Genomic DNA, 25,323 nt, shown 5'->3' with positions numbered 1-25,323 from the left:
GAGGATCCCGCGCCCGTCGCGGCGCGGCGGGCGCGCACCATGGCGTGGCCAGCATACGACATGCAAGGAGGTTGGGCGGATGCGCAAGATCCTGGTATTCGACACCACGCTGCGCGACGGCGAGCAGTCGCCGGGCGTCAACTTGAGCATCGAGGAGAAGGTAGAAATCGCCCTGCAGCTCGAGCGGCTGGGGGTTGACCTGATCGAAGCGGGGTTTGCCGCCTCGTCTCCAGGCGATTTCGCCGCGGTGAGGGCGGTGGCTGAGCGGATCAAGGACGCCCGTGTGGTCAGCCTGGCGCGGGCGGTGGAGGCCGACATCGACGCCGCGTGGGAGGCGCTGCGCGGCGCCGCCCAGCCCTGCCTGCACACCTTCCTGGCCACCTCGCCCATTCACCGCCAATACAAGCTGCGCATGAGCAAGGAGGAGGTCCTCGCGCGCGTCGAGGCAATGGTGCGCTACGCGGCGGCCAAGTTTCCGGAGGTGGAGTTTTCGCCCGAAGACGCCGGGCGCACCGAGCACGATTTTCTCGTCGAGGTGGTCACCGTGGCGGTGCGCGCCGGGGCCACGACCATCAACATCCCCGACACCGTCGGCTACCTGACGCCCGAGGAGTACGGCTACCTGTTCCGCCTGTTGCGTGAAAAGGTACCGGGAATCGAGAAGGTGCGGCTGTCGGCCCACTGCCACGACGACCTCGGCCTGGCCACGGCCAACACCCTGGCGGCGATCCAAAACGGGGCCGACCAGTTTGAGGGGACGATCAACGGCATCGGCGAGCGGGCCGGCAACGTGGCCATCGAGGAGGTGGCGCTGGCCCTGGAGACGCGCAAGGGGGTCTACCAGGCGACCACCGGGCTGAGGCTGACGGAGATTGCCCGCACCAGCCGCCTCGTCAGCCGCCTGACGGGAATGATCGTGCCGCCGAACAAGGCCATTGTTGGGGCCAACGCCTTCGCCCACGAGTCGGGGATCCACCAGGACGGCGTCCTGAAGGAGGCCAGCACCTACGAGATCATCCGTCCCGAGACGGTGGGCTTGGCATCCAACCGCCTCGTGCTTGGCAAGCATTCCGGACGCCATGCCTTCCGCGAGCACCTTCGCGCGCTGGGGTACAACCTGGAGGGGGAGCAGCTCGACGCGGTGTTCCGGCAGTTCAAGGAATTGTGCGACCGCAAGAAGCAGGTGACCGACGATGATATTCTTGCCCTCGTCGAGCAGCGCCTGGCCCACCCACCGGAACATTTTGTACTCGATGGCCTGCAGCTGACCTACGGCAGCGCCTTTGTGCCCACGGCTACCGTGCGCGTGCGAACGGCAAACGGCGAGATGCGGGAAGAGGCGGCTTGTGGAAACGGGTCGGTGGACGCGATTTACAAAGCCTTGCACCGGGCCACGGGGGAGGCGGTGGAGCTGGTCGACTACAAGATTGCCTCGGTGACCGACGGAGCCGACGCCCTCGGCGAAGTGTTCGTCCGCCTGCGCCAGGGGGACGTGACCGTGCAAGGGCGCGGCGTCAGCACCGACGTGCTGGAGGCGAGCGCCAAGGCGTACCTGAACGCCCTCAACCGGATCGTGGCGAGACGCGGCGGTGCGGTGCGGGAGGCCGACGCGTTGGAGGTGACGCCCCGTGGCTGAACGCTGGCGCGTTGCCGTTCTTCCCGGCGACGGCATTGGGCCCGAGGTGACGGTGCAGGCGGTGCGCATCCTCGAGGCGGTGGCGGCGCACCGCGGCGTGGTGCTGGAGGTGCGCGAGGGCTTGATCGGGGGCGCGGCCTATGACGCCGTCGGCCGTCCCTTGCCCAACGAGACGCTCAACCTGTGCCGTGCGAGCGACGCCGTCCTCCTCGGCGCCGTGGGCGGGCCAAAGTGGGACGCGTTGCCTGCCGACAAGCGGCCCGAGGCGGCCCTCCTCGGCCTGCGTAAGGCCCTCGGACTGTATGCCAACCTTCGGCCCGTCACCCCCTTCGACGCGCTGTTGCCGGCTTCCCCGCTAAAAAGCGCCTACCTGGCGGGGGCCAACGTGCTCATCGTGCGCGAGCTGACGGGGGGCCTCTACTTCGGCGAAAAGCGCCGCACGCGCACGCCGGAGGGGGAGGAGGAGGCTGTCGACACCCTGGTGTACCGCACGTCGGAAATTGAGCGCGTCGTGCGGCGCGCCTTCGAGCTGGCCCGCGGGCGGCGGAAGCGGGTTACGTCGGTCGACAAGGCTAACGTGCTGGAAAGCTCGCGCCTGTGGCGGGAGGTGGCCACACGGGTGGCGGCGGAGTACCCGGATGTCGAGCTGGAGCACCTCCTTGTCGACGCCTTTGCCATGGAGCTCATCCTCAACCCGCGCCGGTTTGACGTGGTGGTGACGGAAAACCTCTTCGGCGACATCCTCAGCGACGAGGCCGCGGTGCTGACGGGGTCCATCGGCATGCTGCCGTCGGCCAGTCTCGCCGACGGCCGGTTCGGGCTGTACGAACCGGTACACGGTTCGGCGCCGGACATTGCCGGCGAAGACCGGGCCAACCCGCTGGCGGCGATCCTCTCGGTTGCCCTCATGCTGCGCCACACCTTCGGCGACGAGGCGGCCGCGGCGGCGGTGGAGGACGCGGTCAAGCGCGTCCTCGAGTCGGGCGTCCGTACCATCGACCTGGCCGAGCCCGGCGACCCCGTCGTCGGCACGAAGGCTATGGGCGATCGGGTGGTGGCGGCGCTGGAGGCGGCGCTGGTGAAATAACGCATGCCAATCCAAAAGCGGCTGACGACGGAACGCGGTCGTCAGCCGCTTATGTTGCGCAAAAGGTTTTCTTCAGATCGGTGCGGGGTCCAGCGCCTTCAGTACCCCGCTCTCCATCTCCAATACGCGGTCGCTCAAGGCCGTAATGTCTTCGCGGATGTGGCTCGTTAGCAGAATCGTGACGCCTTCCGCCTTCAGCCGCTTGACGAGATCGTGCAGCATGGCCACGCCGTCCGCATCCAGCCCGCTTGTGGGTTCATCCAGGAGCAGAAGGTTGGGTTTTTCCATGATCGCCTGTGCAATCCCGAGGCGCTGTTTCATCCCGACGGAGAACTTCCGAACCTTCGTCCGGGCGGCATGTTCCAGTCCGACAATGCGCAAGGCTTCCCGAATTTCTGCGTCGCCGATCTTTCCTTGAATCGACGCGAGGATCTTGAGGTTTTCGTACGCGGAAAGGGATCCGATAAACCCGGGCTTTTCAATCAACGCGCCGAGGTTGGGGGGAAAACGTCTCTCGCGAACCACCGCAAAATTGCCCACCCAGATTTCCCCTTGTTGGGGAATGATCAGACCGGCAATGCACTTGAACAGCATGCTTTTTCCCGACCCATTGCGGCCGACGATGCCGACCACCTCACCGGGGTAGGCTTCGAATGAGACATTCTTCAGGATCGGTTCGTTTTTCAAGGTGAGGGAAATCGCGTCGACTTTTAGAAAAGGGGATGTCACTGGTACTCACTCCCTCGTCTTGTGATTGTTGTGGGGGTTGTTTTCCCGATCATCATCCCGATCATGAGAACAAGTAGCCCGGTGACAATGGCCAAGGAGGCAATCCCCGCCTGTTCACCGATCAGGAAGTATTGGAGCGTGTTGGGCCAACCCACCCCATCCAGCAGCAGGTTGAGCACATGGTACGACAGCGTGCAGGTAAACGCGTAAGCCGTTTTTGCTCCCAGCAGCGTTGCAAGGAGAAAGAGAACCGATAAATGGGTACTGTACAGGAAAAGAAAGGCGGTCAGCAAAAGAACGGAAACCCCCTCGCCGGGATAGGAGACGAGCAGAAAAGGAAGAGGCGTCAACCCGTATACGACCGCGTTGAGAAGCAAGACGAACCGAATTTTTTGCCCGATCCACGATTGGAAGGAAGCGTGGCGCCATGCTTCGAGGGCGAACCGGTCGTTTACCTCGGTACTCCAGTAGGCTCCGACCCCGATAAGCCCGATGGCCATAAGCCAGGTCCAAAACAGGACGAGCACACTGCTGAAAGCGGTGGACACACTGGACAGCCAACTTTCCTGGAGGACGGGGGAAGGGCTGAAAAAACGAAAATACGGCACCCAGCATGTCAGAAGCTGAAGCCCCAAGACGGCTCCCAACAGGATGCGGTGTTTCAGCAAATCGGTTGCCACGTCATCACCCCAGAATGGCCCTGTTGGTTTTCATCTGCCCCAGCATGAAGGACAAGACAAGGGTTGGGACAAGGTACAGGAACGAGACGGTAAAGGGGAACGCAAACGAGCGCGTTTGCAAAAGCAGATGCGCCTGCGGCGAGAGAAACGTCAGGACGGGGGGAACGATTCCTGCAGGCGTCTGGGCGATGATCCAATACATTGCGACAAGGATAAGGGTGACGGCTGGTCGCTGAAAGATCTGCGCGAACACCGCACTCAGTACACCGACGAGCACAAAGCTTGCGAAGAACAACAGCACTTGAAGAACGAGCACCGACAACGGGTTGTGGGTTTGGTACAGGTATGCATTGGCCACGCGATAACCCGGGCTTTCGGCCGGGTTGGTGGAGGACTTGGCCAATTGTGCATATGCGTCGCTCCATTCAAACGCCACCGGGTACTGAAGCGCGGTGATCGCCAGAGCGATGAGGAACGCCGTACTGAGGAAAACGATGGTGATCTGCACGATGGCCAAGACCTTTGCGATCCAGAGATCGGATCGCTGGGAAGCGCGATAAGCAATGAGCCGCTCCATGTCTTTGAAATAAAACAAAGGAGAAACGATGACAAGAAAAGGGACAAACAATCCATAGGTGGTATAGAGCGGGTTATCAAAGATCTGGAACATCGCCTCCAGCAGGTTCAATCGCAGCCCGTTGTGTTGGAGCCTTGTTGCTTCATCCATGCTTGTGAGTACGGTATAGCCGATTGCTCCGCCCATGGCAAAGAGCGTGGCGGGATTCCGTAGGGCGAGCTTGGCGTAGAAGCGAGCCAGGGCATACGCGGAACGGTTCACCTTACTCCTCCTTTGCCCGGAAAAATCGGATGTAGACAAACAGGCTGATGGACCACACGACCAGGTATTGCAGGGCAACGGTGGCCGGGGTGGCGAACGTGTTGTTGCTGGGTCGCCACATAACGGAGGGTTCAAGATACCCCAGTCCAAAAAGGCCGAAGAGGAAGCCGAAGATGATATAAATGGCAAAGGGAATGACGTTGGCATAATAGGGGTTGCGGAACAGTACGGAGGTTGCCAGTCCGACCGTTGCGTAGGTGGCGCCAAACAAAAACGCCAGGCCAATGAGCAACCCCATATGCACGAGCGGATCCGGGGGATCGAGGTTTTGGAAAAAGGGGGGGGTTCCGTTCGGATCGGGTACGGTCATGGGGTACTTCGCCGTTACCCAAATGAGGGCGCTCACCAGTGGAATTACAAGAACAAGCCCCCCTGCCAACGCGTTGCTCACCAGTTTTGCGGTCTGATAGCGGGCCAGCGAGAGTCGCTGCATCACAAATCTTGAAAACCCGCTGTTTCGTTCAATCGCGTAGGATTGTGCGAAGGGAATCGTTGCGATAACCGGCGCAAGAAGGGAGATGTATCCGTCGTGTAGCCAGAGAAACAGGCGAAGCGCTCCCATTTCGCTGGCAAACTGCAATTTCGGAAGGGTCCATGCCGCAATACCGGCCATGGCGATCAACAAGCCGATGAGGAATGGATAAGAGAAAATAGATCGTTTGATTTCAAGTACGAGATAGCGTCTCATATCCTTTTCACCCCTATCAACAAAGGAGCCAGAGAGCCAAGAATTCTTGCTGGCCACTCTGGCCCCTTAAAAAACCGTTAAGAATAGTTTACTATATTTTTAGCGTTTTAGAACCTTAGTACTCGTCTGGGCTCCATGTTCCTCGTGCTTGAACGTTTACGAGCGTAGTCAGTTTATTGGTATGACCCAATCGGTAGCCTGTACCGGGTTGGTTCTGCCCAGAATAGTACGGAAGGATTACGCGGGATCCACTCCTAATTTCTACTTGCTGTGTCACTTGAGTGGTGGTACCCCGATAAATGGCGGTATATTGGACGTATCCTCCACCAATGCTCGTGTTGTTGTCCACACCTCTTGAGGAGTTGACCTTGACAGTCGGATTTGTATATGCGGTTCCTCCCAAGCGTGGAACAATTAGGTCATAGGATTCAATGTTTCGGGCGAATGCGAGGCTTGTCCCCAATAAGGTCAGACTTGCCGAAAGGGTCAACAGTGCCACGGGTTTTTTAATACGAGTAGAAATCATGTTGCTCCCTCCTATAATCTAAATGATTTGCATTTAAGGTGAATTAAATCAATTAATTAAATTAATTTATACCCTTGTGACTTTCATCCCTCCTCTCTTGTTGCCCCACGATGTTGCCCCATATCCTGCAGAACCCCTGTACCGACTTAAGCACCGTTAAAAAGTACTTGTTTTTCAAATCATCTACTCCAATGATAGATTCACGTCGATCAATTGTCAATATCTTCATGGCTCTAAGTCAATAACTGTGGATGGGAGGTCAACCAAGCCAAGGGTATAAAAGCGAGGAGCATCTTTCGCACATAGATCTCACGGTTACGGAAGCCGTAGCTGATTCGTTTGAGCAGCTTGATCTTGGTGTGCACGCCCTCCGTGTAGCCGTTCGAAACACGCCAGGTGTGGTAAGCCAGAATCGCCTCGCGCCAGCGGCGGAGCGTGCGTCCCCACTGCAGGAGCGCGGCATCGCTTGCCGACTGGGCCTCAAAGATCACGCGGTCCAGGATGGCTGCGGCTTCGTCTCGATTGGAAGCACGGTAAACGTCTCGCAGCTGCTCTTTGACCCAGTGAAAGTGGGCCACGTTCTTGTGATGCTTCCGAATGGCGGCAAGCTGGGCAGCTTGGCGTTCGGTGAGGTCGTCCTCGTTCTTCAAAAGCGGCCAGCGCCTCAGGCGCACCCCGGTCACCTGCTGTTCCACAAGCCGTGCTTCGTCAACCCGCCGATTCGCGTCCTGGATGACGTGAAACGGATCCGCCACGATGACAGCGCCGGGCAAAGCGCGCTTCACGGCATGACGCCAAGCATCCTTCAGGTCGATGCACACGGCCTGAATCCGCTGACGAACCGTCTCCGGCAGCTGGCGCAAAAAGCGCTCCAGTGTTTTCATGCGGTCATCCGGCAAGATGGCCAAAAGGCACCGTTTTGGCCACACGCATGTGACCGTAACCATCATGTCACGGCCACGATAGCTGTGTTCATCGATGCTCAGCACGAACGCATCAACATCCCGGAGGGCTTCCTCGAGATTTACCTGCTGGCCTACGCACCGGAAAAGCAGACGGCGCAAGGTGCTGGTGCTTGTTCCGCTTTCCTGGGCGGCACGACGAAAACTGCCTGCTTTCAGGCGCTGGAGCAAAAGGGCTTCGGCCCGTTCGGTCCTGCGTGCCCAGGGGCGAATACCAGGAAAGCGTTCGGTGAACACTTTTCGACAGGCCGTGCACTGGAAGCGCCGGGGACGTACCCAGAGGTAAACCGGTTTCTCGTTGCACCAGGTGTGCAGCTTCCGTTTCCATTCGCGCGCACGATCGTAGACGCGGCGTGTCAGCTGTCCACAATCCGGACACCGCGCTTCCTTACGCGGCCGACCGGCGTAGATGTGAATACCATCGGATTGATGCACGATACGGTAAACAATCCACGATTGTAAGCCGAACATTTCTGCGGTAAGCTTGTTCATAGGCGGTCGCGAGCCTCCTTCGGGATGTGGTGTGCTTAACTATCCCTTGGCTCGTCGACCGCCTTTTCCTCTTAGAACCCACACTTTTTAGCGTAGAGCCTATCTTCATGGGAAATCACGACAAATCTAGATCGTTATGCAACATCATCGCAACTTTTGTTCGAATATGTCGGCAGGCGAAAATGGATACGGTTCACAAGACGCGAAAACGCCCTCGGCCGTGTGAAAGCCGAGGGCGTTTCTTTGCCGTTAGCCAGGGGGAGACAATGAACCGGAAGGCGGCGTCTGTACGGTTTTTGCCTGCCGGTTTACACCCACCCCGCCTCGTCGAGCGCCCGCACCGCAAGCACGAACATGGCATGGGACCACGTGAGTGGGATCACCCACGCCGGTTCGCCGGTCTTGCGGTGCACCTGCTCGGGTAAAAGGTCGAGGGGCGTGCGGTGCTCCACGGCCCACTGGAAGAGGGTCCGCGCCCGCTCGCGATTGCCGGCGGCGATGTCGTACAGGGCCAGCCACAGCGTGGTGAGGATCCACGGGTTGCCGCCGGCGTAGGTGTCGTCCTCGTAGCGCTTGAGGCCGCCGACACCGGGGACGGTGAGTCGCTCGGCCACCGCCTCGGCCGTGTGGCGCATCCGCTCATCGTGGGGGGAAAGGAGGCCGAAGGGCACGGCCAGGCCGAGCAGGCTGACGTCGATTACCGGATCGACGGGCAGCTCGTAGCGCGTGTAGCCCTTCCATGTGCGCACGACGCGCTTGCCGGGCACGTCGGAGCGTTCGTAGGTCTCCCGGTCGACGCGGAGGCGGGTCGAGCGATAAAACACGCCGGCATCGGCGTTCCACAGCCGCGTCAGCACGGCGCGGCGCATGGCGTCGGCCGCCTCCTGCCAGCGACGCGCGTGGGGGGTGCGGCCCAGCGTCTCGGCGATGCGCGCGGCACCCACAAGGCCCCCGTAGACGGCGGCGGCCGAATAGGTGTGCACGCCGTCCCGCTCTTCCCACAGGTCGCGGCTGGGAAGGGGCAGCCCTGTCTCGGGGTCGCGGAAGGCCAGCAGGAATTCCGCTCCCCTTTCCACCGTCGGCCACAGCTCGTCGAGCAGGGCGCGGTTGCCCGTAGCCTGATAGTGCTGCCACAGCCCCCACAGGATGGAACCGCCCTCGTCGACCTGCAGCCCCCACGAGGGCGCAAGGAACCCGTCGTGGTAGTGGCGCTGCTGCCAGGATCCGTCCGGGCTCTGCGCCCGGGCCGTCCAGCGGTAGAAGGCTTGCGACAGGTTGGTGAGCCCGGCGCGGTCGAAGGCGACGGTGATGTACGCCGCGTCGCGCCCCCAGCAGTAGGCGTAGCCGCCGCACCGGGTGAAGGCCTCGTCAAACTCCGGCGCGGCCAGCACGCTGCCCGTCTCGCGGTCGGCCATGAGGTGGAAGACGAGCACGGAGCGACGGTACAGGCGCTGGAGCGTCTCGTCCGCCGCGGACAGGGGGGCCGCTCGGGCCACCTTGGTCCGCCAGTGCTGCACCGTTTGCGTCAGCCACTCGTGTGCCGGCGTAGCCAGGGCGCGCTTAAGCCGGGCGAGGGCGTCGTTCGGGGACAGGCCGGCGGCAATGAAGATCGGCAGTGTCACGCGGCCGCCGGGCGGCACCGTGATGTCCCACGACAGGGCCGCCTCGGGGTGCATGGCGATGTCGCTGCCCGACAGGCGGCCGTCGGCGGCGTCGGCAAAGGCGTGCCCGGCCTGAAAACCGGACGTTTCCCGGCTGCTCCCGACGGCAAAGGCGTAGGGACGCCGGTAGTGGACGACGGCGTTGCCCTCCTCCGCCACGTAGCAGGCCTGGTAGTAGGGGTGCTCCTCGATGACGAAGGCGGCGCAGTGGATCACACGCAGCGGAAGGGCCGTCCCGCCCGTGTTGACGAGGGTGAGGGCGCGCACGAGCAGCGCTTTTCCCGGGACGGCAAACGCCGTTTCCGTGACGCGGACGGGCCACGTTGGGTGAACGGCTTCCGTCTCCAGGACGTTGGTGTCGTCCAGGTACCGTTGGCGGTGGGACCAGGGTGAACGGTCGAGCCAGGAGGGGGGAGACGGCGCAGCCGGGTTATCCAGGCGAACTAGGCCGATGCGCGCCTGGCCGATGTGCTGCGGGCCGTCACCGTGGGGCCACCAGAGTCGAAGCAGCTCCCCGGTGCAGCTGAAGGCGGCCAGCATGAGGCCGTCGCCAACAATCGCGTCATTGCGCAGCGGTTTGGATGACACGAAATTCGCTCCTTTCCTTCCATCGCGTGTTCGGTCACGATGACGCTCGACCCTCTTGCAGCCGGTGGGAGAGGGGACCGTGGCGGGGGGAGAAAGGGTTCCCGCTCAGTGGCGGCGCAGGGTGGTCGATTTGCACGATTCCCGCACGATGAGGCGGTGGGGAACGATGACGCGCGGGGAGGGTAGCACTTCGCCGGTGATGCGGCGCAACAGCAGGCTGATTGCCGTTGTACCCAACCGGTAGATGTCGATGTCCACCGTTGTGAGCGGCGGCGTGGTCAGTTCTGCCAGGGCCACATTGTTGAAGCTGACCAGGGCCAAGTCGTCGGGAACGCGCCATCCGTATTGATAGAGCCTGCGCAGGATGCCGATGGCGATGATGTCGTCGGTGACCACCAGCGCCGTGGGCCGCTCGGGCATGTGGAGCAGGCGGTCGAGGGCCAGATAGCCGCCTTCCTGCAGGAAGGGGGCTTCGATCACCCATTCCGGGCGGACGGGGATGTCCGCTTCCGCCAGGGCTGCCCGATAGCCGGCCAGGCGGTCCTGACTGACGACAAAGGTTTGCGGTCCGCTGATGAAGGCGATGCAGCGATGTCCCTTCTCCAACAGGTGGCGGGTGGCGTCGTAGGCAGCACGCACGTTGTCGGTGTCGACACTGACAATCTCGCCGCTTCCCTCGTCGTCTTCGGCGCGACCGATGAGCACGAAAGGAAAGCGCTGTTCCCGCAAAAAGCGGATGACGGGATCACCCGAACGGGAACAAAGGAGAAGGACCCCATCCACCCGCCGCCCCAGCACCAGGCGTGCCACCGCTTCCCGCTCTTCCCGGTCTGTTGAGCCGGCGGCGAGCAAGAGGTCGTAGCCGGCCTGCTGGGCCTGTACGGAGATCCCGCGCAACACCTCGGGGAAAAAGGGGTTGACGAAGAGCTCCTCGGCTGCACGCGGCAGGATGATGCCGAGGGTTTGTGTGGTTTGGGACACCAGGCTTTTGGCCGCCGCGTTGGGCACGTAGCCGAGCCGCTCCATCGCTTCGCGCACGCGGCGTGCCGTTTCCTGGCTGATTTTCGGATGGTTGGCGAGAACACGCGACACGGTGGACGGCGAGACGCCGGCCAGCCGCGCCACGTCCTTGATGGTGACCGACATGGGCGCCTCCTGTTGACTTGGCCGTGGGATGTCGTGGATAATGCAAACGTTTGCCTTAGCAGTACTGTATCCCCCGGTCCACTCCCCTGTCAAGGGGAAAAGGTCCAAGAATTTTCGTCGAGGACCAAGAGGAAAACCGCCCGATTGTAGTGATTATGGATAAAGCAAGCAGAGCTGGAGGCGTTACTATTGTCAGATAAGAAACAGTTTTCTGTTATTCAGTGCAAACGTTCGCACCAACAGGTTGCCGGGTGGCAATGGAGACGCTTGGCTTTCCCTTGGATCGAACCCAGAGGCAGCCGTTGGCGTAGGCCTGTATGCCTTGAATATCTACGACGCCTACCGCGTGGCCAGCTGCGGGACGCGCAGGGGTCCACCGGGATTTTTGGAGGGTGTTGGATTGGCGGAACCGTTCTGTCGTGGTACAGTGATAGAAAAATGCAATTTGGAGTGAGCGCAACCGTGTACCGCACCATCCTGTTCGACGTAGACGGCGTATTCTTGAGCGAGGAACGCTACTTTGACGCCTCGGCCTTGTGCGTGTGGGAACTGTTGGGGAGCCGGCAGTACCTGGGGCTCGACCTCGGCTTCACGCCGACGCCGGACGAGCCCACCATCCGCCGCGTGCGGCGCGAGGTGTTCGCCAACGACCGCGTCCTGTCCTTCCTCAAGAGCCGGGGCCTCAATTCCAACTGGGACATGGTCTTCCTGACCTTCTCCTACCAGCTGATCCTGCTTCTTGAACAGTTGGCCCGGAAGGACCGCTCTTTTGTGCGCGACGTGCTCCGCGGTCCCATCGACCGCGGCGTGCTGCAGGAGATCGGCGCGCGCGCCCGGGGCCTCGGCTTTGTGCCCCGGTACGACGCCTTTGTCGACGCCTTTGCGCCGTCGCCGGCCGTCAAAGCGGAGCTGCTCTTCCACCTGAACGAGGTGGCGGCCCGGGGAACGGGGGTGGAAACGGAGATCTTCTCGCGCAACAGCGCGCTGTGGGAACTGTGCCGGGAGGCGTTTCAGGAGTGGTACCTGGGCGACGAGCGGTATGAAGAGACGACGGGCCGGCCAACGAGCCAACCCGGAAAGCGCGGCTTTCTGGAAGACGAGATTCCCCTCGCCCCGCCCGACGCGTTGCGCGATCTCCTGGCTTCGCTTCGCCGGCGGGGGATCCGCCTCGGTGTCGGCACGGGCCGCCCGACGACGGAAACGGTGGTCCCCCTCTCGGCGCTGGGGCTGCTGTCCTTCTTTGACCCCGACGCCGTGGTCACCGCCAGCGACGTGCTGGCGGCCGAGCGGGTGCACCCGGACGCGGCACCCCTGGCCAAGCCGCACCCGTACACGTACCTCAAGGCCCTGTTCGGCAAATCGACGCCCGACGAGGTCGTGCTCCGCACCGCACTGCCCGTCGGCGAAGCCGATGCGGTGCTGATCGTCGGCGATTCCTTGGCCGATCTCCTCGCCGCGCGCCGCATCGGCTGCCGGTTTGCCGCAACGCTGACCGGGCTGGAAGGAGCCAGGGCGCGGGCGAAATTTGTGGAGCACGGGGCCGACTACATCCTGGAGGATGTCACGCAGCTCGTCACCCTGCTGACGTAGCGAGGGGCTCGAGGGCTGTCGCACCGCAGCGGGGCGCCGACGTGCGCCCCCTCCCCGTCAGCGAAAAACGGTGAGGCGGCTGTAGCAGGCGAGCTGTTCCAGCAGCACGCGCGATAGGGGAACGACGAGATCGGCGCGCGACCAGTCGCGTTTTCCGTTTCGCGTATACACCGTCATGCCGGTGACGGTGATGCGGTAGGGGCTTCCCGCAAAGGGGATGGCAGCGGGAAGCGGCAGCGGCGACGACGGCGTCAGCGGCATGTCGGGGGTATACGGAACGAGGCTGACAATGTTGGCGAGGGGAATGCGGAAGGAGACGTGCGGACGCTGGATCACGAGTTCCTCCGTGGTCACCGTCGTGCGCACGTCGCGCAGCACGTGGCAAAACTTCACTTCCCCGGCGATGTCGCGAACACGGACGAAGCTTGAACGCACGGCAATCCCATCCTTTACGCGCAAACGGTTTCCTTTCATTGTAGCACACCGAGTCGTGGGGAACAGAAGGGGGAGATTGGAAGGCCGGGCGCGGCCTGTGTTTCGTTTGGCGCGTCCGGAGGCTCCGTGGTATGATGGGGGGCGGAAACGCGAGCGAGAAGGAGTGGGGTGGAGATGTATTTTGTGTACAATCCGCAGGGGCTAGGCGACGTCGTCCTGGCCGCTGTCGACCATGCGCCGGAAGGGGAGCGCGTGGTCGAGCGGGCGGGCGATGCGGTTCTGATCCGGCGTCGGGAAGACGGGACGCTGGCGGGCATCAACCTGTTCCGCTTTTCCCAATACACCACCTGGCCGGTTGTGGGCGTGGCCCTGGCCAGCCAGGAGCGGGTTGACCTGTTCAACGCGGCGTTGGCGCAGGCGGGCGTTGGGGAACGGCTCACCTTTGTCCCGCGCATTGTTGTTGGACGCGTGGTGGAGAAGGCGCCCCATCCGCAGGCGGACAAGCTGAGCGTGTGCCGGGTGGACGTAGGGGACGGCCGGCTGCGGCAGATCGTGTGCGGCGCGCCGAACGTGGCCGCCGGGCAGACCGTGGTGGTGGCCCTCCCCGGCGCCGTCCTGCCCAATGGCCTGCGCATCCAGCCGGCGCAGCTGCGCGGCGTCGATTCCGAGGGCATGATTTGCGCCGCCCGCGAGCTGGGAATGAAGGGCGCGCCACAGCAAAAGGGCATCCTCGTGTTGGATGAGCGTGCCTATCCCGTGGGTGCGCCCTTTGCCGAACACGATTACGCACAGGTGAAACGCGGGGCCTGATCGGTTCCGCGTTCTGTTTTGCGGCCGATTTTCGCGTGGCGGACAGGAATTTGGCCTGCCGTCGCGAAAACGAGGTAAGTAGGAAAGATGAACGGAACCGTCCCCATTGTTCGAAAAGGGAGTTTTCGCGATGGACTGGAAGAAGCTCTGGAAACAAGTAAAAGCATGGCTGGCAAAGGAAGCGTCAACGCCAAGCGGTTTGGATGATGACCCGGTTCAGGCGATGAAGCGGGCCAAAGCCCGCATCATGACGGTGTATCCGGATGAAACGCCCCCGTTGACGAAGCCCGTCGCGGGACCTGTGATGCCCAGTGGGCCGCTACGCCCCCGTGCCCGGAAGCGGCCGTTTCCTTTTCCCGCCGTGCCGGATGACGAAGGGCTGTCGGCACCGATACCTGGGCAGCGCGGGAACCGCTTTGGGGAACGGAGCGGGTTGACGATGGGAAGCGAGCTGGCGAGCGAGCGGATCCGGTCGAACACCTCCGATACAGAGCCGCGGCCGGCACCGTTTCGCCCGACGGATGTGCCATCGCCGGTGTTCGGCTTCCGGTCGCGACCGCAGCGTCCTTCGCCGCCCCGGAGCGAAGGAACCCCTCAGGTGGAGCAGACGACACCTCCTGCGGCGAAGGAAGCCTCTACGCCCAGCGGGGAAGAGACCGCCTCTCCGGCAGAAGCGGTTACCCGCGCCGTTGAGGAGGCCGCCGCAACGAGGGCGGCGGAACCCGTGGCGGACGTGGAGGACACCTCCCGTGTGGACGAGGGGATTCCCGCAAGCGTGAACGGGCTTGCTTCCGCGGCAGACGAAGCCGCCCCCGCTGCGGAGCCGGCGGTGCGGGTGGTGGAAGGCGTTCCGGAGGGGGAGGACGAGTCCCGAGGAACGGAGGGGGAAGGGGACACGCCCGATGCCGACGGGAAAGGTTCCGGCGCGGATCCGGATGCGTGCCCGCCGGCGGATGCCGTTCCCCCGCCGGTTGCCTACACTGTGCGGTATGCGATCCCGCCGAGGCTCAAAGCCCAGTTGGCTGCGCAAAACGTGCCGTTTAACGTGCTGGCGCGCCCGGTTCCGGGTAGTATCGCCATCGTGCGTTTTCACGGAACAGCGGCGTCGGACAGTGCACCGGGTTCAACGGCGGATGCGGCCCATGCGGAGGATTCGGCCCATAGGCAAGGGAGAGCGGATGGCGTGCCGGAGGGCTCCGGCGTCACGGCAGACCATGGGGGCCAGCGGCCCGCGCCGGCGGGAATTGGTGCCTCGGGCGGTCACCCGGCGATGTCCGGTGCGCCGCAGAGCAAAGCCGTCGGTGCGTCTCCGGAACGGTCGGACGCTGCGGCTGCAGGGGATGACGCACGCCGGGACGCCGACACGCCCTACGTCCCGCCTTCCCTCGACCTGCTTGACGATCCCCTGCCCTGTGCCGGGGAGGACGAGGCGTTTATCGCCGAACAGATGCGCAGGCTCGAGGAGACGCTGCGCCATTTTCACGTGCGGGCCAGCGTGACGGGTGCTACGCACGGGCCCACCGTGACGCGTTTCGAGGTGCAGCCCGAACCGGGGGTAAAGGTGAGCCGGATTACGGCGCTGGCCGACGACATCAAGCTCAATTTGGCGGCGCGGGACATCCGTATCGAGGCGCCCATTCCCGGGCGCTCGGCCGTCGGCATCGAAGTGCCCAACCGGACGCGGGAGCCGGTGTTCCTCAAGCGCATCGTCGCCCACGAAGCGTTTCAACACCACCCGTCGCCCTTGGCTGTAGCGGTGGGCGTGGACATCGGCGGGGACGTGGTGGTGGCCGACTTGCGCAAGATGCCGCACCTCCTCATCGCCGGCGCGACCGGGTCGGGCAAAAGCGTATGCATCAACGCGCTGCTCATCAGCCTGCTGTACAAGGCGTCGCCGGAAGTGGTGCGCCTCTTGCTCATCGACCCGAAGATGGTCGAGCTGACGCCGTACCAGGACATCCCGCACCTGGTGGCGCCGGTGGTGACCGATGCCAAACTGGCCACCGCAGCGCTCCAGTGGGCCGTGCAGGAGATGGAGCGGCGCTATGAGCTTTTTGCCCGCTGCGGCGCGCGCGATTTGGAACGGTACAACCGCCTGGCCAAAGCGCGCGACGAGGAGGGCACGGGCCCGCTCCCGTACATCGTCATCGTCATCGACGAGCTGGCCGACCTCATGATGGTTGCGCCCGGTGACGTAGAGGAGGCCATCTGCCGCATCGCCCAGAAGGCGCGTGCCTGTGGCATCCATTTGGTGCTGGCCACGCAGCGCCCGTCGGTGGACGTGATCACCGGGCTGATCAAGGCCAACATTCCGACGCGCATCGCCTTCGCCGTTTCGTCGCAGGCCGACTCGCGGACCATTCTGGACATGGCCGGGGCGGAGAAGCTCCTCGGGCGCGGCGATATGCTGTACCTCGACAGCGGCGACCCCAAACCGCGCCGCCTGCAGGGCTGTTTTGTCTCCGATGAGGAAATCGAGCGCGTCGTCGCGCACGTTCGCCGGCAGCGTGAAGCAGCCTATTGGTTCGACCGCGACGACCTGCTCCGCTCCGTGGGGGAAGCCGGCGACGTGGACGACGAACTGCTGGCCGAGGCGGTGCGATTTGTGATTGAACAAGGCCAGGCCTCGGCCTCCATGCTCCAGCGGCGCTTTCGGATCGGGTACAACCGTGCCGCCCGCCTCATCGACGCGATGGAAGCGCGCGGATGGATTTCTGCCCCGTCCGGATCGAAACCGCGAACGGTGCACATCACCGAGCAGGAGTATCGCGACCTGTTTGACCGGCCGGTGCATCCGGCCTGAAGCCGGGCGAGCCGCCGTCCCCTTGCTGCCGGGGGTGACGAGGGCGGTCGGCCGCCTGACCGACCGCCGAACGATGTAGAAAACGCCTTGCCAATGGGCAGGGCGTTATTTTTTTTGTCGCGTTGCCCTGGTTCCGATGCCCGCGCTCAGGTTGCCGGAGCGGAAGGGGTTGCCAAAGTGAGCTAAAACAGATAAGATAATGCTATGACTGTTATATAACAAGGGGCGGTTGCCGATGTGGGAACAGGTGTACACGCCGGTGGGCGGACAGTTGGCGGCGTCGGCGGCGTGCGCCCTCGTGCCCGTTGGGGCGTTTGTGTATCTGTTGGCTGTGCGCCGTGTTCGGGGATACCGGGCTGCCCTGATTGCCCTTGCGCTGGCGATCTTGTTGGCCGTTGGCGTTTGGCGCATGCCGCCCGCGATGGCCCTGGCCGCGGCGGGATACGGCGTGGCCTATGGCCTGTGGCCGATTGGCGGGGTGGTGCTAGCGGCGGTATTCTTGTACAAACTGGCGGAGACTAGCGGGCTCGTGGCGGTGATTCGCGCCTCGATTGGGCAGATCACCGCCGACCGGCGGCTGCAGGTGCTCCTCATCGCGTACGGGTTTGGCGGGTTCCTGGAGGGGGTGGCCGGTTTTGGCACACCGGAGGCCATCACGGCGGCGCTGCTCGTGGGCCTGGGGTTTCGACCTCTGCTCGCGGCGGGGCTGTGTCTGGTGGCCAACACGGCACCGGTTGCGTGGGCCACAGTGGGCATCCCTATCGTCGTGGCCGCCCAGATGACGGGGCTTGACGCTTCGTCCATCAGCCGGGCGGCAGCCCTTCTGGTGATGCCGTTGTCGCTTATTGTCCCCTTTCTCTTGGTGGCGATCGTCGATGGCTGGCGCGGCGTGCGCGAGACATGGCCTGCCGCGGCGGCAGCCGGCGGTACCTTTGCCCTCGTGCAGGTTGTGCTCGCATCGAAGGGACTGTACGAATTGCCCAGCGTGTTGGCGCCCTTGGCCAGTATGGCGGCGCTGGTCGGATTTGTGCGGGTGGTGCAGCGGAGGGGCAGGACGGCCCGTGCGGGTGCGGCGGCGTCTGTCCGGTGGCTGGCCGCAGATGAAGTGGCGGCTGCGGCTGCCCAACGTGGAGGCCCGTCCCTTTGGCCACGGGGGGCGGAGATGGGCGAGGGGCGTCCTGAATCGATACCGGCAGGGCAGGTGCTGCGCGCCTGGTCACCCTTCTTGCTGTTGATTGCCGTCGTTGGCGTCTGGAACGTGCCGGCGGTAAAGGAGTTGTTGGACCGCGCAGCGATCGTGGTGCCGGTTCCGGCGCTGCATGAACGGGTGTGGGTGACGTCGCCGGCCGCCTCCGTCCCCATGCCCCTTCCGGCGGTGTACGTTTTCAACGGGCTGGGCGCGGCGGCAACGGCCGTGTTCCTCGCGGCGCTGGCGGCCAAGCCGCTGTTTTGCCTGTCGTGGCGGGCGTACCTGACAGTAGGCGGCCAAACACTGCGGGAGCTCGGGCGTTCGTTGGTGACGATCAGCCTCCTGCTGGGTGTAGCGTATCTGGCCCGTTATGCCGGACTCTCGGCGACGTTGGGCGTGTTCCTGGCCAAGACGGGCTCCCTTTTTCCGCTTGTGTCTCCGGTGTTGGGCTGGCTGGGGGTTATGGCAACGGGCAGCAACACGTCATCCAATGTGTTGTTTGCTCCGTTGCAACACGTTGTGGCGCAGCGGGTTGGTGTGGATTCGGCGCTCTTGGTGGCGGCCAATGCCGCCGGCGGTGCGGTGGGAAAGATGGTTTCCCCGCAGTCCCTGGCCATTGTGTGTGCGGTGACGAATCTGGTGGGGAAGGAAGCGAAGCTGTTTCGGTTTGCCCTCAAGTACAGTTTGGGCTTGTTGGTGTTGGTGTGTGGGCTTGCGATTGGATACGCGTGAGGGCTTTGCCGGGGTGGATGGCGGGCATCGGGAGCAGACAAGACGACCAAAAGCGGGAATTTTCAGGTGGCCGGAAGGGCCGGTTTTTTTTGCATTTCGTGATGTATCCCGTCCAGCGGGCGGAAAACGGGCAAAAATGGGGCAAAAGATTTTCGATCTTTTCGCCGATTTAAATGGTAACGAATTCTGGGAACAGGAGGTGTTTCGATGGAGAGGGAACCGGTGCGCATCCTGCGGAGCAAGGCGGCACGAGACGCGCTGCGGAAGGTGCAGCGGGTGGCGGAACGCATCGCGCCGCTTCTCCGGCAGGCGCGGGATCTGGAAGACGTGCGGGCGCGCGTGTACGAGCTGCTGGACGGCGAGCTGGAGGACGATGAATACCTGCTGCTTGTAGACCCGGAGGGGCGCGCGCTTGTCCACACCAACCGGCTGCGCGAGGGAACGCGCTTCACCGATCCGGTGGGGCAGAAGGCCGCGCAAACGACGGAGCCGCTTTTGCAGCTGTATTCCCGCAACACCGGTGAACTGGTCATCGACGCTTCCTGTCCGGTGGTGGCCGAAGGGGCCCGACGGTACAACCTGCGCTTGGGTCGCCTCCTTCATCGGCCGTTTTCGAAGCCGGCCATGTACGGGGTGGGGCTGATTCCTCCCGCTGCCGCCGGGAGCACGGTGTTGGCCTTCGCTTGGCCGGAAGGGGCCATTGCCACGGTGATCGGCCTGGCCGTCGGCGCGGTGGGCGCTGCCTTCTTCCACGCGGTTCTGGAAAGGCGTGTGGAGAAGTGGTTGCGCATCGCGCGCCACATTTCATCCGGTGATTTGACCCGGCTGGTAGAAGAAAAACGCCGGGACCGCTTTCACCAGGTTGGCTACGAGCTGAACAAGATTGTGCTGGGCATGCGGGCCATCCTGTCGGAGCTGGCCCAGGCGGCGGCAACATCGCGGGAGATCAGCGCCCGGCAGGCCGGCGAGACCCGCGAGCTGGCCGAGGCGTTGCGTGCGCTGAACGGGGAGGTGCAGAACATCCGTCAGGGAACGGAACAGCAGTTTGCGGCGCTGGAGGAGGCGCTGGCGATGATCGAGGAGGTGGCCAAGGCGGCGGAAGCGATGAAGGCGAACACGGGGCGGGCGATGGAGCTCAGCGACCAGGCCGCCGAGGCGGCGGCCGGCGGGACGCGGGCCGTCGGGGAAGCGCTAGCGAAGATGGAAGGGATCGAGCGGGCAGTCGAGGAGGCGGTGCGCACGGTCAACCGGGTGGCGGCGGACGCGGCGGAGATCGGCAGCCACGCGCAGGCGATCACGGCCATTGCGCGGCAGACGAACCTGCTTGCCCTCAATGCCTCCATCGAGGCGGCCCGGGCCGGGGAGAGCGGCCGCGGCTTTGCCGTGGTGGCCGACGAGGTACGCAAGCTGGCCGCGGAGACGAACGCCTTTGCCAAGACGATCCTGGAGATCATCGAGAAGATGCAGGGCGAGGCGGCGCAGGCGGTAGAGGCGGTGGAGCGGAGCGTGGCGGCCATTGCGGAGGGTGTCGAGGCGGTGGGGGTGGTAGGCGAGACGCTGCGGCAGTTGCGGGAGACGGTGGAGGAGGCGCAGGCGCAGGTGTCGGCGAACCACGGCCACGCGGAGGAGCTGCTTGCGGAATGCACGGAGATGGAGAAGGTGATGGGGGACTTGACGGGGATTGCCCAGCGTTTTACCGAGGCGGCGGCGGAGATGGCGGCCACGGCGGAGGCGCGGAGCGAGACGGTGCGCCACCTGGCCGGCGAGGCGGAAACGCTGGCCCGACAGGCCCGTGAGTTGACGAGGATCGTGCATCGGTTCCGGCTGCAATGATCGGCTGACGCGCCAGGCGATGGTGCTTCGTCTTCTCCAGAGCGGTTGGACGCGTGAGGGAACACTTTACGGGAACGGAAGGAGGATCTGCGTTGGATCAGAATACACGCATTCTTCAGAGCAAACAGGCCAAACAAGCATTGGAGAAGGCCAAGCGGATCGCGCAGGAGGTTTCCTCCCTCATTCGCCAAGCTGGTGAACTGGAACCGGTGCGAGGCGAAATCTACGCGCTCTTTGATCGTGAGCTCGGGGATGACGAATACATCGGCATTATCGACGACGAGTTGCGCGGGGTGATCCACACCAACCGGTTGCGCGAAGGGGTAATCTATACCGACCCCGTGTCGAAAAAAGTGGCCGCGACTGATGTGCCGCTTCTGCAGTGGTATCCGCGCAACACCGGCGAGCTGATCATTGACGCATCCTGTCCCATCGAGTCGACGGGCACCAAACGCTATACCCTGCGGTTGGGGCGCGTCGTCCAGGAGCCGTTTTGGGGGCCGGCCCTAGCCGGACTTGCCCTGGTTCCGTCCCTGTGTACCGGTGTGGTGGCGCTGCTCATGACTGGAAAATGGGGAGTCGGGGCCGTTGCCGCTGGGACCGGAGCGGTCGTCGGCGGCATTGCGGCAGGGGCGTTTTACGGCGCCATCCAACGTGCCGTGCGCAAGTGGATGCGCGTCACGCGGAACATCGCCGCCGGTGACTTGACCCGGCTGGTAGAAGAAAAACGCCGGGACCGCTTTCACCAGGTTGGCTACGAGCTGAACAAGATCGTGCTGGGCATGCGGGCCATCCTGTCGGAGCTGGCCCAGGCGGCGGCGACGTCGCGGGAGATCAGTGCCCAGCAGGCCGGCGAGACCCGCGAGCTGGCCGAGGCGTTGCGTGCGCTGAACGGGGAGGTGCAGAACATCCGTCAGGGAACGGAACAGCAGTTTGCGGCGCTGGAGGAGGCGCTGGCGATGATCGAGGAGGTGGCCAAGGCGGCGGAAGCGATGAAGGCGAACACGGGGCGGGCGATGGAGCTCAGCGACCAGGCCGCCGAGGCGGCGGCCGGCGGGACGCGGGCCGTCGGGGAAGCGCTAGCGAAGATGGAAGGGATCGAGCGGGCAGTCGAGGAGGCGGTGCGCACGGTCAACCGGGTGGCGGCGGACGCGGCGGAGATCGGCAGCCACGCGCAGGCGATCACGGCCATTGCGCGGCAGACGAACCTGCTTGCCCTCAATGCCTCCATCGAGGCGGCCCGGGCCGGGGAGAGCGGCCGCGGCTTTGCCGTGGTGGCCGACGAGGTACGCAAGCTGGCCGCGGAGACGAACGCCTTTGCCAAGACGATCCTGGAGATCATCGAGAAGATGCAGGGCGAGGCGGCGCAGGCGGTAGAGGCGGTGGAGCGGAGCGTGGCGGCCATTGCGGAGGGTGTCGAGGCGGTGGGGGTGGTAGGCGAGACGCTGCGGCAGTTGCGGGAGACGGTGGAGGAGGCGCAGGCGCAGGTGTCGGCGAACCACGGCCACGCGGAGGAGCTGCTTGCGGAATGCACGGAGATGGAGAAGGTGATGGGGGACTTGACGGGGATTGCCCAGCGTTTTACCGAGGCGGCAGCGGAGATGGCGGCCACGGCGGAGGCGCAGAGCGAGACGGTGCGCCACCTGGCCGGCGAGGCGGAAACGCTGGCCCAAAAAGCAGACGAGTTAACGCGCATCGTGCACCGGTTCCGACTGCAGTGACGCAAAAGGGGGTTACCGCGTGGAACGGGAACAGGGCCCCGTTCTCGCCAGCAGGCGAGACGGCGGCCCTCGTTTTTGTTCCATCTGCATAAGCCGGCCGGACGTGGGGAAGAGGGGGCAGGGCGGATAACGCGTTAGCGAGGCGCCGCATCCAACGCTTCGGCCAGCACATCCACCCAGTGCACGGCACGCACGGAGCCGTGAAGACCCGCACGAGAGAGGCCCAGCTGCATTTGCAGCAGGCAGCCGGGGTTTCCAGTGGCGACGAGATCGGGCGAAAGGCGTGCCACATGGTTTATCTTCCGCTCGAGGATGCGCCCGGCCATCTCCGGCTGGGTCAGGTTGTAAATGCCGGCCGAGCCGCAGCAGCGGTCCGCTTCGGGCAGCTCGCGGAAGGTCACCCCGGGGATGGACGAAAGGAGCTGGCGCACTTCCCGGTGCACGCCCATGACATTGCGCAGGTGGCAGGAGTCCTGGTACGTGACCGTCGCTTCCAGCCGACCGAGGGGCAGCGGACGGCCGATTTCCACGAGCAACTGGCTGGCGTCGCGCACTCGCGCGCTCAGCCAACGCGCCCCCTCGTTGTCTGGCAGCAGATGGGCGTATTCCTGGAGCATCGCTCCGCAGCCGCCGGCAGCGAGGACGACGAAGTCGACGCCGGCGCGGCGGAACGCCTCGATGTTCCGGCGGGCCAGCCGGCGCGCCGTCGCCGTGTCGCCGGCATGGGCGTGCAGGGCGCCGCAGCAGGTCTGTTCCGGCGGGATGACGACGTCAAAGCCCGCTTCCGAAAGGAGCCGCGCGAGGTTCGCGTTGGTTTCGGCGTACAGCACGTCCATCACGCACCCGCGGAAGAGGCCCACCGTGGTCAGGGCGCGGCCTTTGGCCGGGATGCGGGTGCCCAGAGCCTCGGCGACACCGCGGGGAGAAGGGACGGGCAGGATGGCCTCCATGTCGCGCAGGTGGGCGGGAAGGAGGCGCAGCAGGCCGCTTTTGCGCACCGCCGTTTGCAGCCCCGACGTTTGGTAGAAGCGCAGGAGGCGACCCAACCGCTTCAGCCTCCGCGGATGGGGAAACACGTGGGTGAAAAACACCTTGCGCGCAAGGCGCACACCCCACGGCATCGGCGCGTGGGCGGCGAGGGCTTCGCGGGCCTGTTCGAGCAGATGGCCGTACCGGACGCCCGAGGGACAGGCCGGCTCGCAGGCCCGGCAGCCGAGGCACAGGTCGAGCTGGTGTCGGAAGGCCTCGTCGGGCACGAGGAGGCCGTCTTTGACGGCCTTCATCAGCGCGATGCGCCCGCGGGGCGACGCGGCCTCGTACCCGGTTTCCTGAAACGTGGGGCAGGCCGGCTGGCAAAATCCGCAGCGCATGCAGTTTTCCAGCTCGTCGCCGTCCAACACCTCCTGCAGGTGTCGCTGAAGCCGGGCGGTGCGGGCGTCGGGAACGGGCCCTTGCTCCTGTTCTGTTGGCGGCATCGCGATGGTCGGATCAGGCGTGGGGGTGCGGGACACGATAGATCACCTTCCGTTTCCGCCCATCCGGAGGGAAGATTTTCCCGGGATTGAGCAGCCCCTCGGGATCGAAGGCGCGCTTGATCCCTTTCAGTACCTCCAACCCGGTCGGTCCCACCTTCCATTCGAGATACGGCGCTTTGACGGCACCGACGCCGTGTTCGCCGGTGACGGTGCCGCCCAGTTCGATGGCGGCGGCAAAAATCTCCTTGAACGCTTGCTCCACGCGAGCGATTTCCTCCGCGTCGCGGGCATCGGTCGGGCAGGTGGGGTGGAGGTTGCCGTCGCCCGCGTGGCCGAAGGTGCAGATGAGCAGGTCGTATTTTTTCGCGATCTGTGCGATGCGTTCCACCATCGGTGCGATCTGCGCGCGCGGGACGGTGGCGTCTTCGAGGATCGTCGTCGGGCGCAAGCGGGCCAGGGCCGACAGCGCCGTGCGGCGGGCGGTGCGCAGCGTTTCGCCCTCCTCCTCGGTGGCGGCCACCCGGATCTCCCGCGCGCCGGAATCCTCGCAGATGGCGGCGATGCGCTGAAGGTCGCGTTCCACCACTTCCTCCGGCCCGTCTTGTTCGATGAGCAGGAAGGCGGCGATGTCGGTGGGAAGGCCGATGCGCATGTAGTCTTCGACCACCTGGACCGTGGCCTGGTCCATAAACTCCAGCGTGCACGGGATGATGCGGTGGGCGATGATGCGGGACACCGCGCGGGCGGCGCTGTACAGATCGTCGAAGAGGGCGCTCATCACTTTGCGGTATTCCGGTTTGGGCAACAGGCGCAATGTCGCCTCGGTGATGACGGCCAGCGTACCTTCCGACCCGACGAGGAGGCGGGTGAGGTCGTAGCCGGCCACGTCCTTGACCAGCTTGCCGCCGGTGCGCATTACCTCCCCGGACATCAGGACCGCCTCGAGGCCGAGCACGTAGTCCTTTGTGGTGCCGTACTTGAGGCCGCGCAGACCGCCGGCACATTCGGCGATGTTGCCGCCGATGGTGGAAATGCGCATGCTGCCGGGGTCGGGCGGATAAAAGAGACCTCGCGCCTCGACGGCCTCGTGCAGGTGCTGCGTGACGACGCCGGGTTGGACCGTTGCCGTCAGGTTTTCCTCGTCGATCTCGAGGATGCGATTGAGCCGCGTCAGCACGAGGACGATGCCGCCCTCCACGGGAACGGTCCCGGCGCTCAGGTTGGTCCCGCTGCCCCGCGGGACAATCGGGATGCGATGGCGGCTGGCGATGCGCAATACCGCGGCCACTTCCTCGGTGCTTCCCGGAAAGACCACAGCGGCGGGCATGGCCTGAAACAGCGGGGTCGCGTCATACGAATAGGCGAGAAGGGCCTCCGGATCATCCCGCACGTGCGCTGCGCCGACCGCGGCGACCAGTTCCCGTTTCACGGTTGCGGGCAGGCTGCCCATCGGTGCGTTCCTCCTTCACCCCAATGATCAGATGACCCGATATTTACAGAATCCTTCTTCTATTTTATCGGCAGGTGGTGTATCATTGCAAGAACATTTCGATGATCTGATGACTTGACAAGTTGATCATTTGGTTTTAATATCAATTACGAGTACAATAAAAATTCTGAATAAGATGAGAGGGGGGAGCGC

General features: G+C 64.1%; 18 protein-coding genes. 8 read left to right on the top strand and 10 right to left on the bottom strand.

The genetic code is table 11. The features are described from left to right. The first annotated feature begins 4 nt into the window (after nt 1-4). Together ACYQ0Z_RS02150 and leuB are read left to right on the top strand one after the other, a co-directional pair. Complete coding sequence (locus tag ACYQ0Z_RS02150; protein ID WP_459865067.1) at nt 5-1,636, top strand: 2-isopropylmalate synthase; 1,632 nt, start codon at nt 5-7, stop codon at nt 1,634-1,636. Beyond that, nucleotides 1,629-2,723 (top strand): 3-isopropylmalate dehydrogenase, encoded by a 1,095-nt coding sequence (leuB, locus tag ACYQ0Z_RS02145; protein WP_459863993.1) that lies wholly within the window; start codon nt 1,629-1,631, stop codon nt 2,721-2,723. The genes ACYQ0Z_RS02150 and leuB overlap by 8 nt, the downstream gene beginning before the upstream one ends. A 72-nt stretch (nt 2,724-2,795) precedes the next feature. Here the strand turns inward: leuB and ACYQ0Z_RS02140 are convergent, their stop codons facing one another. From ACYQ0Z_RS02140 to ACYQ0Z_RS02110, 7 genes are all read right to left on the bottom strand, one after another. Beyond that, nucleotides 2,796-3,452: an ABC transporter ATP-binding protein gene (locus tag ACYQ0Z_RS02140; RefSeq protein ID WP_459863991.1), complete on the bottom strand. Its 657-nt coding sequence runs from the start codon at nt 3,450-3,452 to the stop codon at nt 2,796-2,798. After that, a complete protein-coding gene (locus tag ACYQ0Z_RS02135; RefSeq protein ID WP_459863989.1) occupies nt 3,449-4,132 on the bottom strand; it encodes a hypothetical protein in 684 nt (227 codons plus the stop codon). Before ACYQ0Z_RS02135 ends, ACYQ0Z_RS02140 begins: the two co-directional genes overlap by 4 nt. 4 nt (nt 4,133-4,136) lie before the next feature. After that, nucleotides 4,137-4,970 (bottom strand): hypothetical protein, encoded by an 834-nt coding sequence (locus ACYQ0Z_RS02130; RefSeq protein WP_459863987.1) that lies wholly within the window; start codon nt 4,968-4,970, stop codon nt 4,137-4,139. A 1-nt stretch (nt 4,971) separates the two neighbouring features. Further along, nucleotides 4,972-5,775, bottom strand: a complete 804-nt coding sequence (locus tag ACYQ0Z_RS02125; protein ID WP_459863985.1) for a hypothetical protein — start codon at nt 5,773-5,775, stop codon at nt 4,972-4,974. 702 nt (nt 5,776-6,477) lie between these two features. Further along, the gene (locus tag ACYQ0Z_RS02120) at nt 6,478-7,698 is read right to left on the bottom strand and encodes an ISL3 family transposase (protein ID WP_459863364.1); all 1,221 of its coding nucleotides are present in this window, start codon (nt 7,696-7,698) and stop codon (nt 6,478-6,480) included. A gap of 308 nt (nt 7,699-8,006) precedes the next feature. Next, entirely contained in the window at nt 8,007-9,947 is a 1,941-nt protein-coding gene (locus ACYQ0Z_RS02115) for a glycoside hydrolase family 15 protein (RefSeq protein WP_459863983.1), read from the bottom strand. A gap of 105 nt (nt 9,948-10,052) precedes the next feature. Further along, entirely contained in the window at nt 10,053-11,093 is a 1,041-nt protein-coding gene (locus ACYQ0Z_RS02110; protein WP_459863981.1) for a LacI family DNA-binding transcriptional regulator, read from the bottom strand. A 462-nt stretch (nt 11,094-11,555) separates the two neighbouring features. On the opposite strand from ACYQ0Z_RS02110, the gene ACYQ0Z_RS02105 reads away from it, so the two are divergent. Further along, the gene (locus ACYQ0Z_RS02105) at nt 11,556-12,683 is read left to right on the top strand and encodes an HAD family hydrolase (protein WP_459863979.1); all 1,128 of its coding nucleotides are present in this window, start codon (nt 11,556-11,558) and stop codon (nt 12,681-12,683) included. Between the two features lie 57 nt (nt 12,684-12,740). On the opposite strand, the gene ACYQ0Z_RS02100 is transcribed toward ACYQ0Z_RS02105, so the two are convergent. Next, nucleotides 12,741-13,118, bottom strand: coding sequence for a hypothetical protein (locus tag ACYQ0Z_RS02100; RefSeq protein WP_459863977.1), 378 nt, complete (start codon nt 13,116-13,118; stop codon nt 12,741-12,743). A 174-nt stretch (nt 13,119-13,292) separates the two neighbouring features. On the opposite strand from ACYQ0Z_RS02100, the gene ytpR reads away from it, so the two are divergent. From ytpR to ACYQ0Z_RS02075, 5 genes are all read left to right on the top strand, one after another. Further along, on the top strand, nt 13,293-13,928 hold the full coding sequence (gene ytpR, locus ACYQ0Z_RS02095; protein ID WP_459863975.1) for a YtpR family tRNA-binding protein: 636 nt from the start codon (nt 13,293-13,295) through the stop codon (nt 13,926-13,928). A gap of 130 nt (nt 13,929-14,058) precedes the next feature. Then, on the top strand, nt 14,059-16,731 hold the full coding sequence (locus ACYQ0Z_RS02090; RefSeq protein WP_459863973.1) for a DNA translocase FtsK: 2,673 nt from the start codon (nt 14,059-14,061) through the stop codon (nt 16,729-16,731). Between the two features lie 235 nt (nt 16,732-16,966). Beyond that, nucleotides 16,967-18,652, top strand: a complete 1,686-nt coding sequence (locus ACYQ0Z_RS02085; RefSeq protein WP_459863971.1) for an L-lactate permease — start codon at nt 16,967-16,969, stop codon at nt 18,650-18,652. A gap of 207 nt (nt 18,653-18,859) precedes the next feature. Beyond that, complete coding sequence (locus ACYQ0Z_RS02080) at nt 18,860-20,485, top strand: methyl-accepting chemotaxis protein (RefSeq protein ID WP_459863969.1); 1,626 nt, start codon at nt 18,860-18,862, stop codon at nt 20,483-20,485. A 92-nt stretch (nt 20,486-20,577) separates the two neighbouring features. Then, entirely contained in the window at nt 20,578-22,206 is a 1,629-nt protein-coding gene (locus tag ACYQ0Z_RS02075; RefSeq protein WP_459863967.1) for a methyl-accepting chemotaxis protein, read from the top strand. Between the two features lie 134 nt (nt 22,207-22,340). Here the strand turns inward: ACYQ0Z_RS02075 and ACYQ0Z_RS02070 are convergent, their stop codons facing one another. Together ACYQ0Z_RS02070 and ACYQ0Z_RS02065 are read right to left on the bottom strand one after the other, a co-directional pair. Next, a complete protein-coding gene (locus ACYQ0Z_RS02070; protein ID WP_459863965.1) occupies nt 22,341-23,717 on the bottom strand; it encodes a (Fe-S)-binding protein in 1,377 nt (458 codons plus the stop codon). Next, nucleotides 23,695-25,131 carry an FAD-binding oxidoreductase gene (locus ACYQ0Z_RS02065; protein WP_459863963.1) on the bottom strand — a complete coding sequence of 479 codons (1,437 nt, stop codon included), beginning with the start codon at nt 25,129-25,131 and terminating at the stop codon, nt 23,695-23,697. Before ACYQ0Z_RS02065 ends, ACYQ0Z_RS02070 begins: the two co-directional genes overlap by 23 nt. Nucleotides 25,132-25,323 lie beyond the last annotated feature (192 nt).

The organism is Calditerricola yamamurae (genome assembly GCF_054654135.1).
This window is presented reverse-complemented; position numbering and strand designations above follow the sequence as displayed.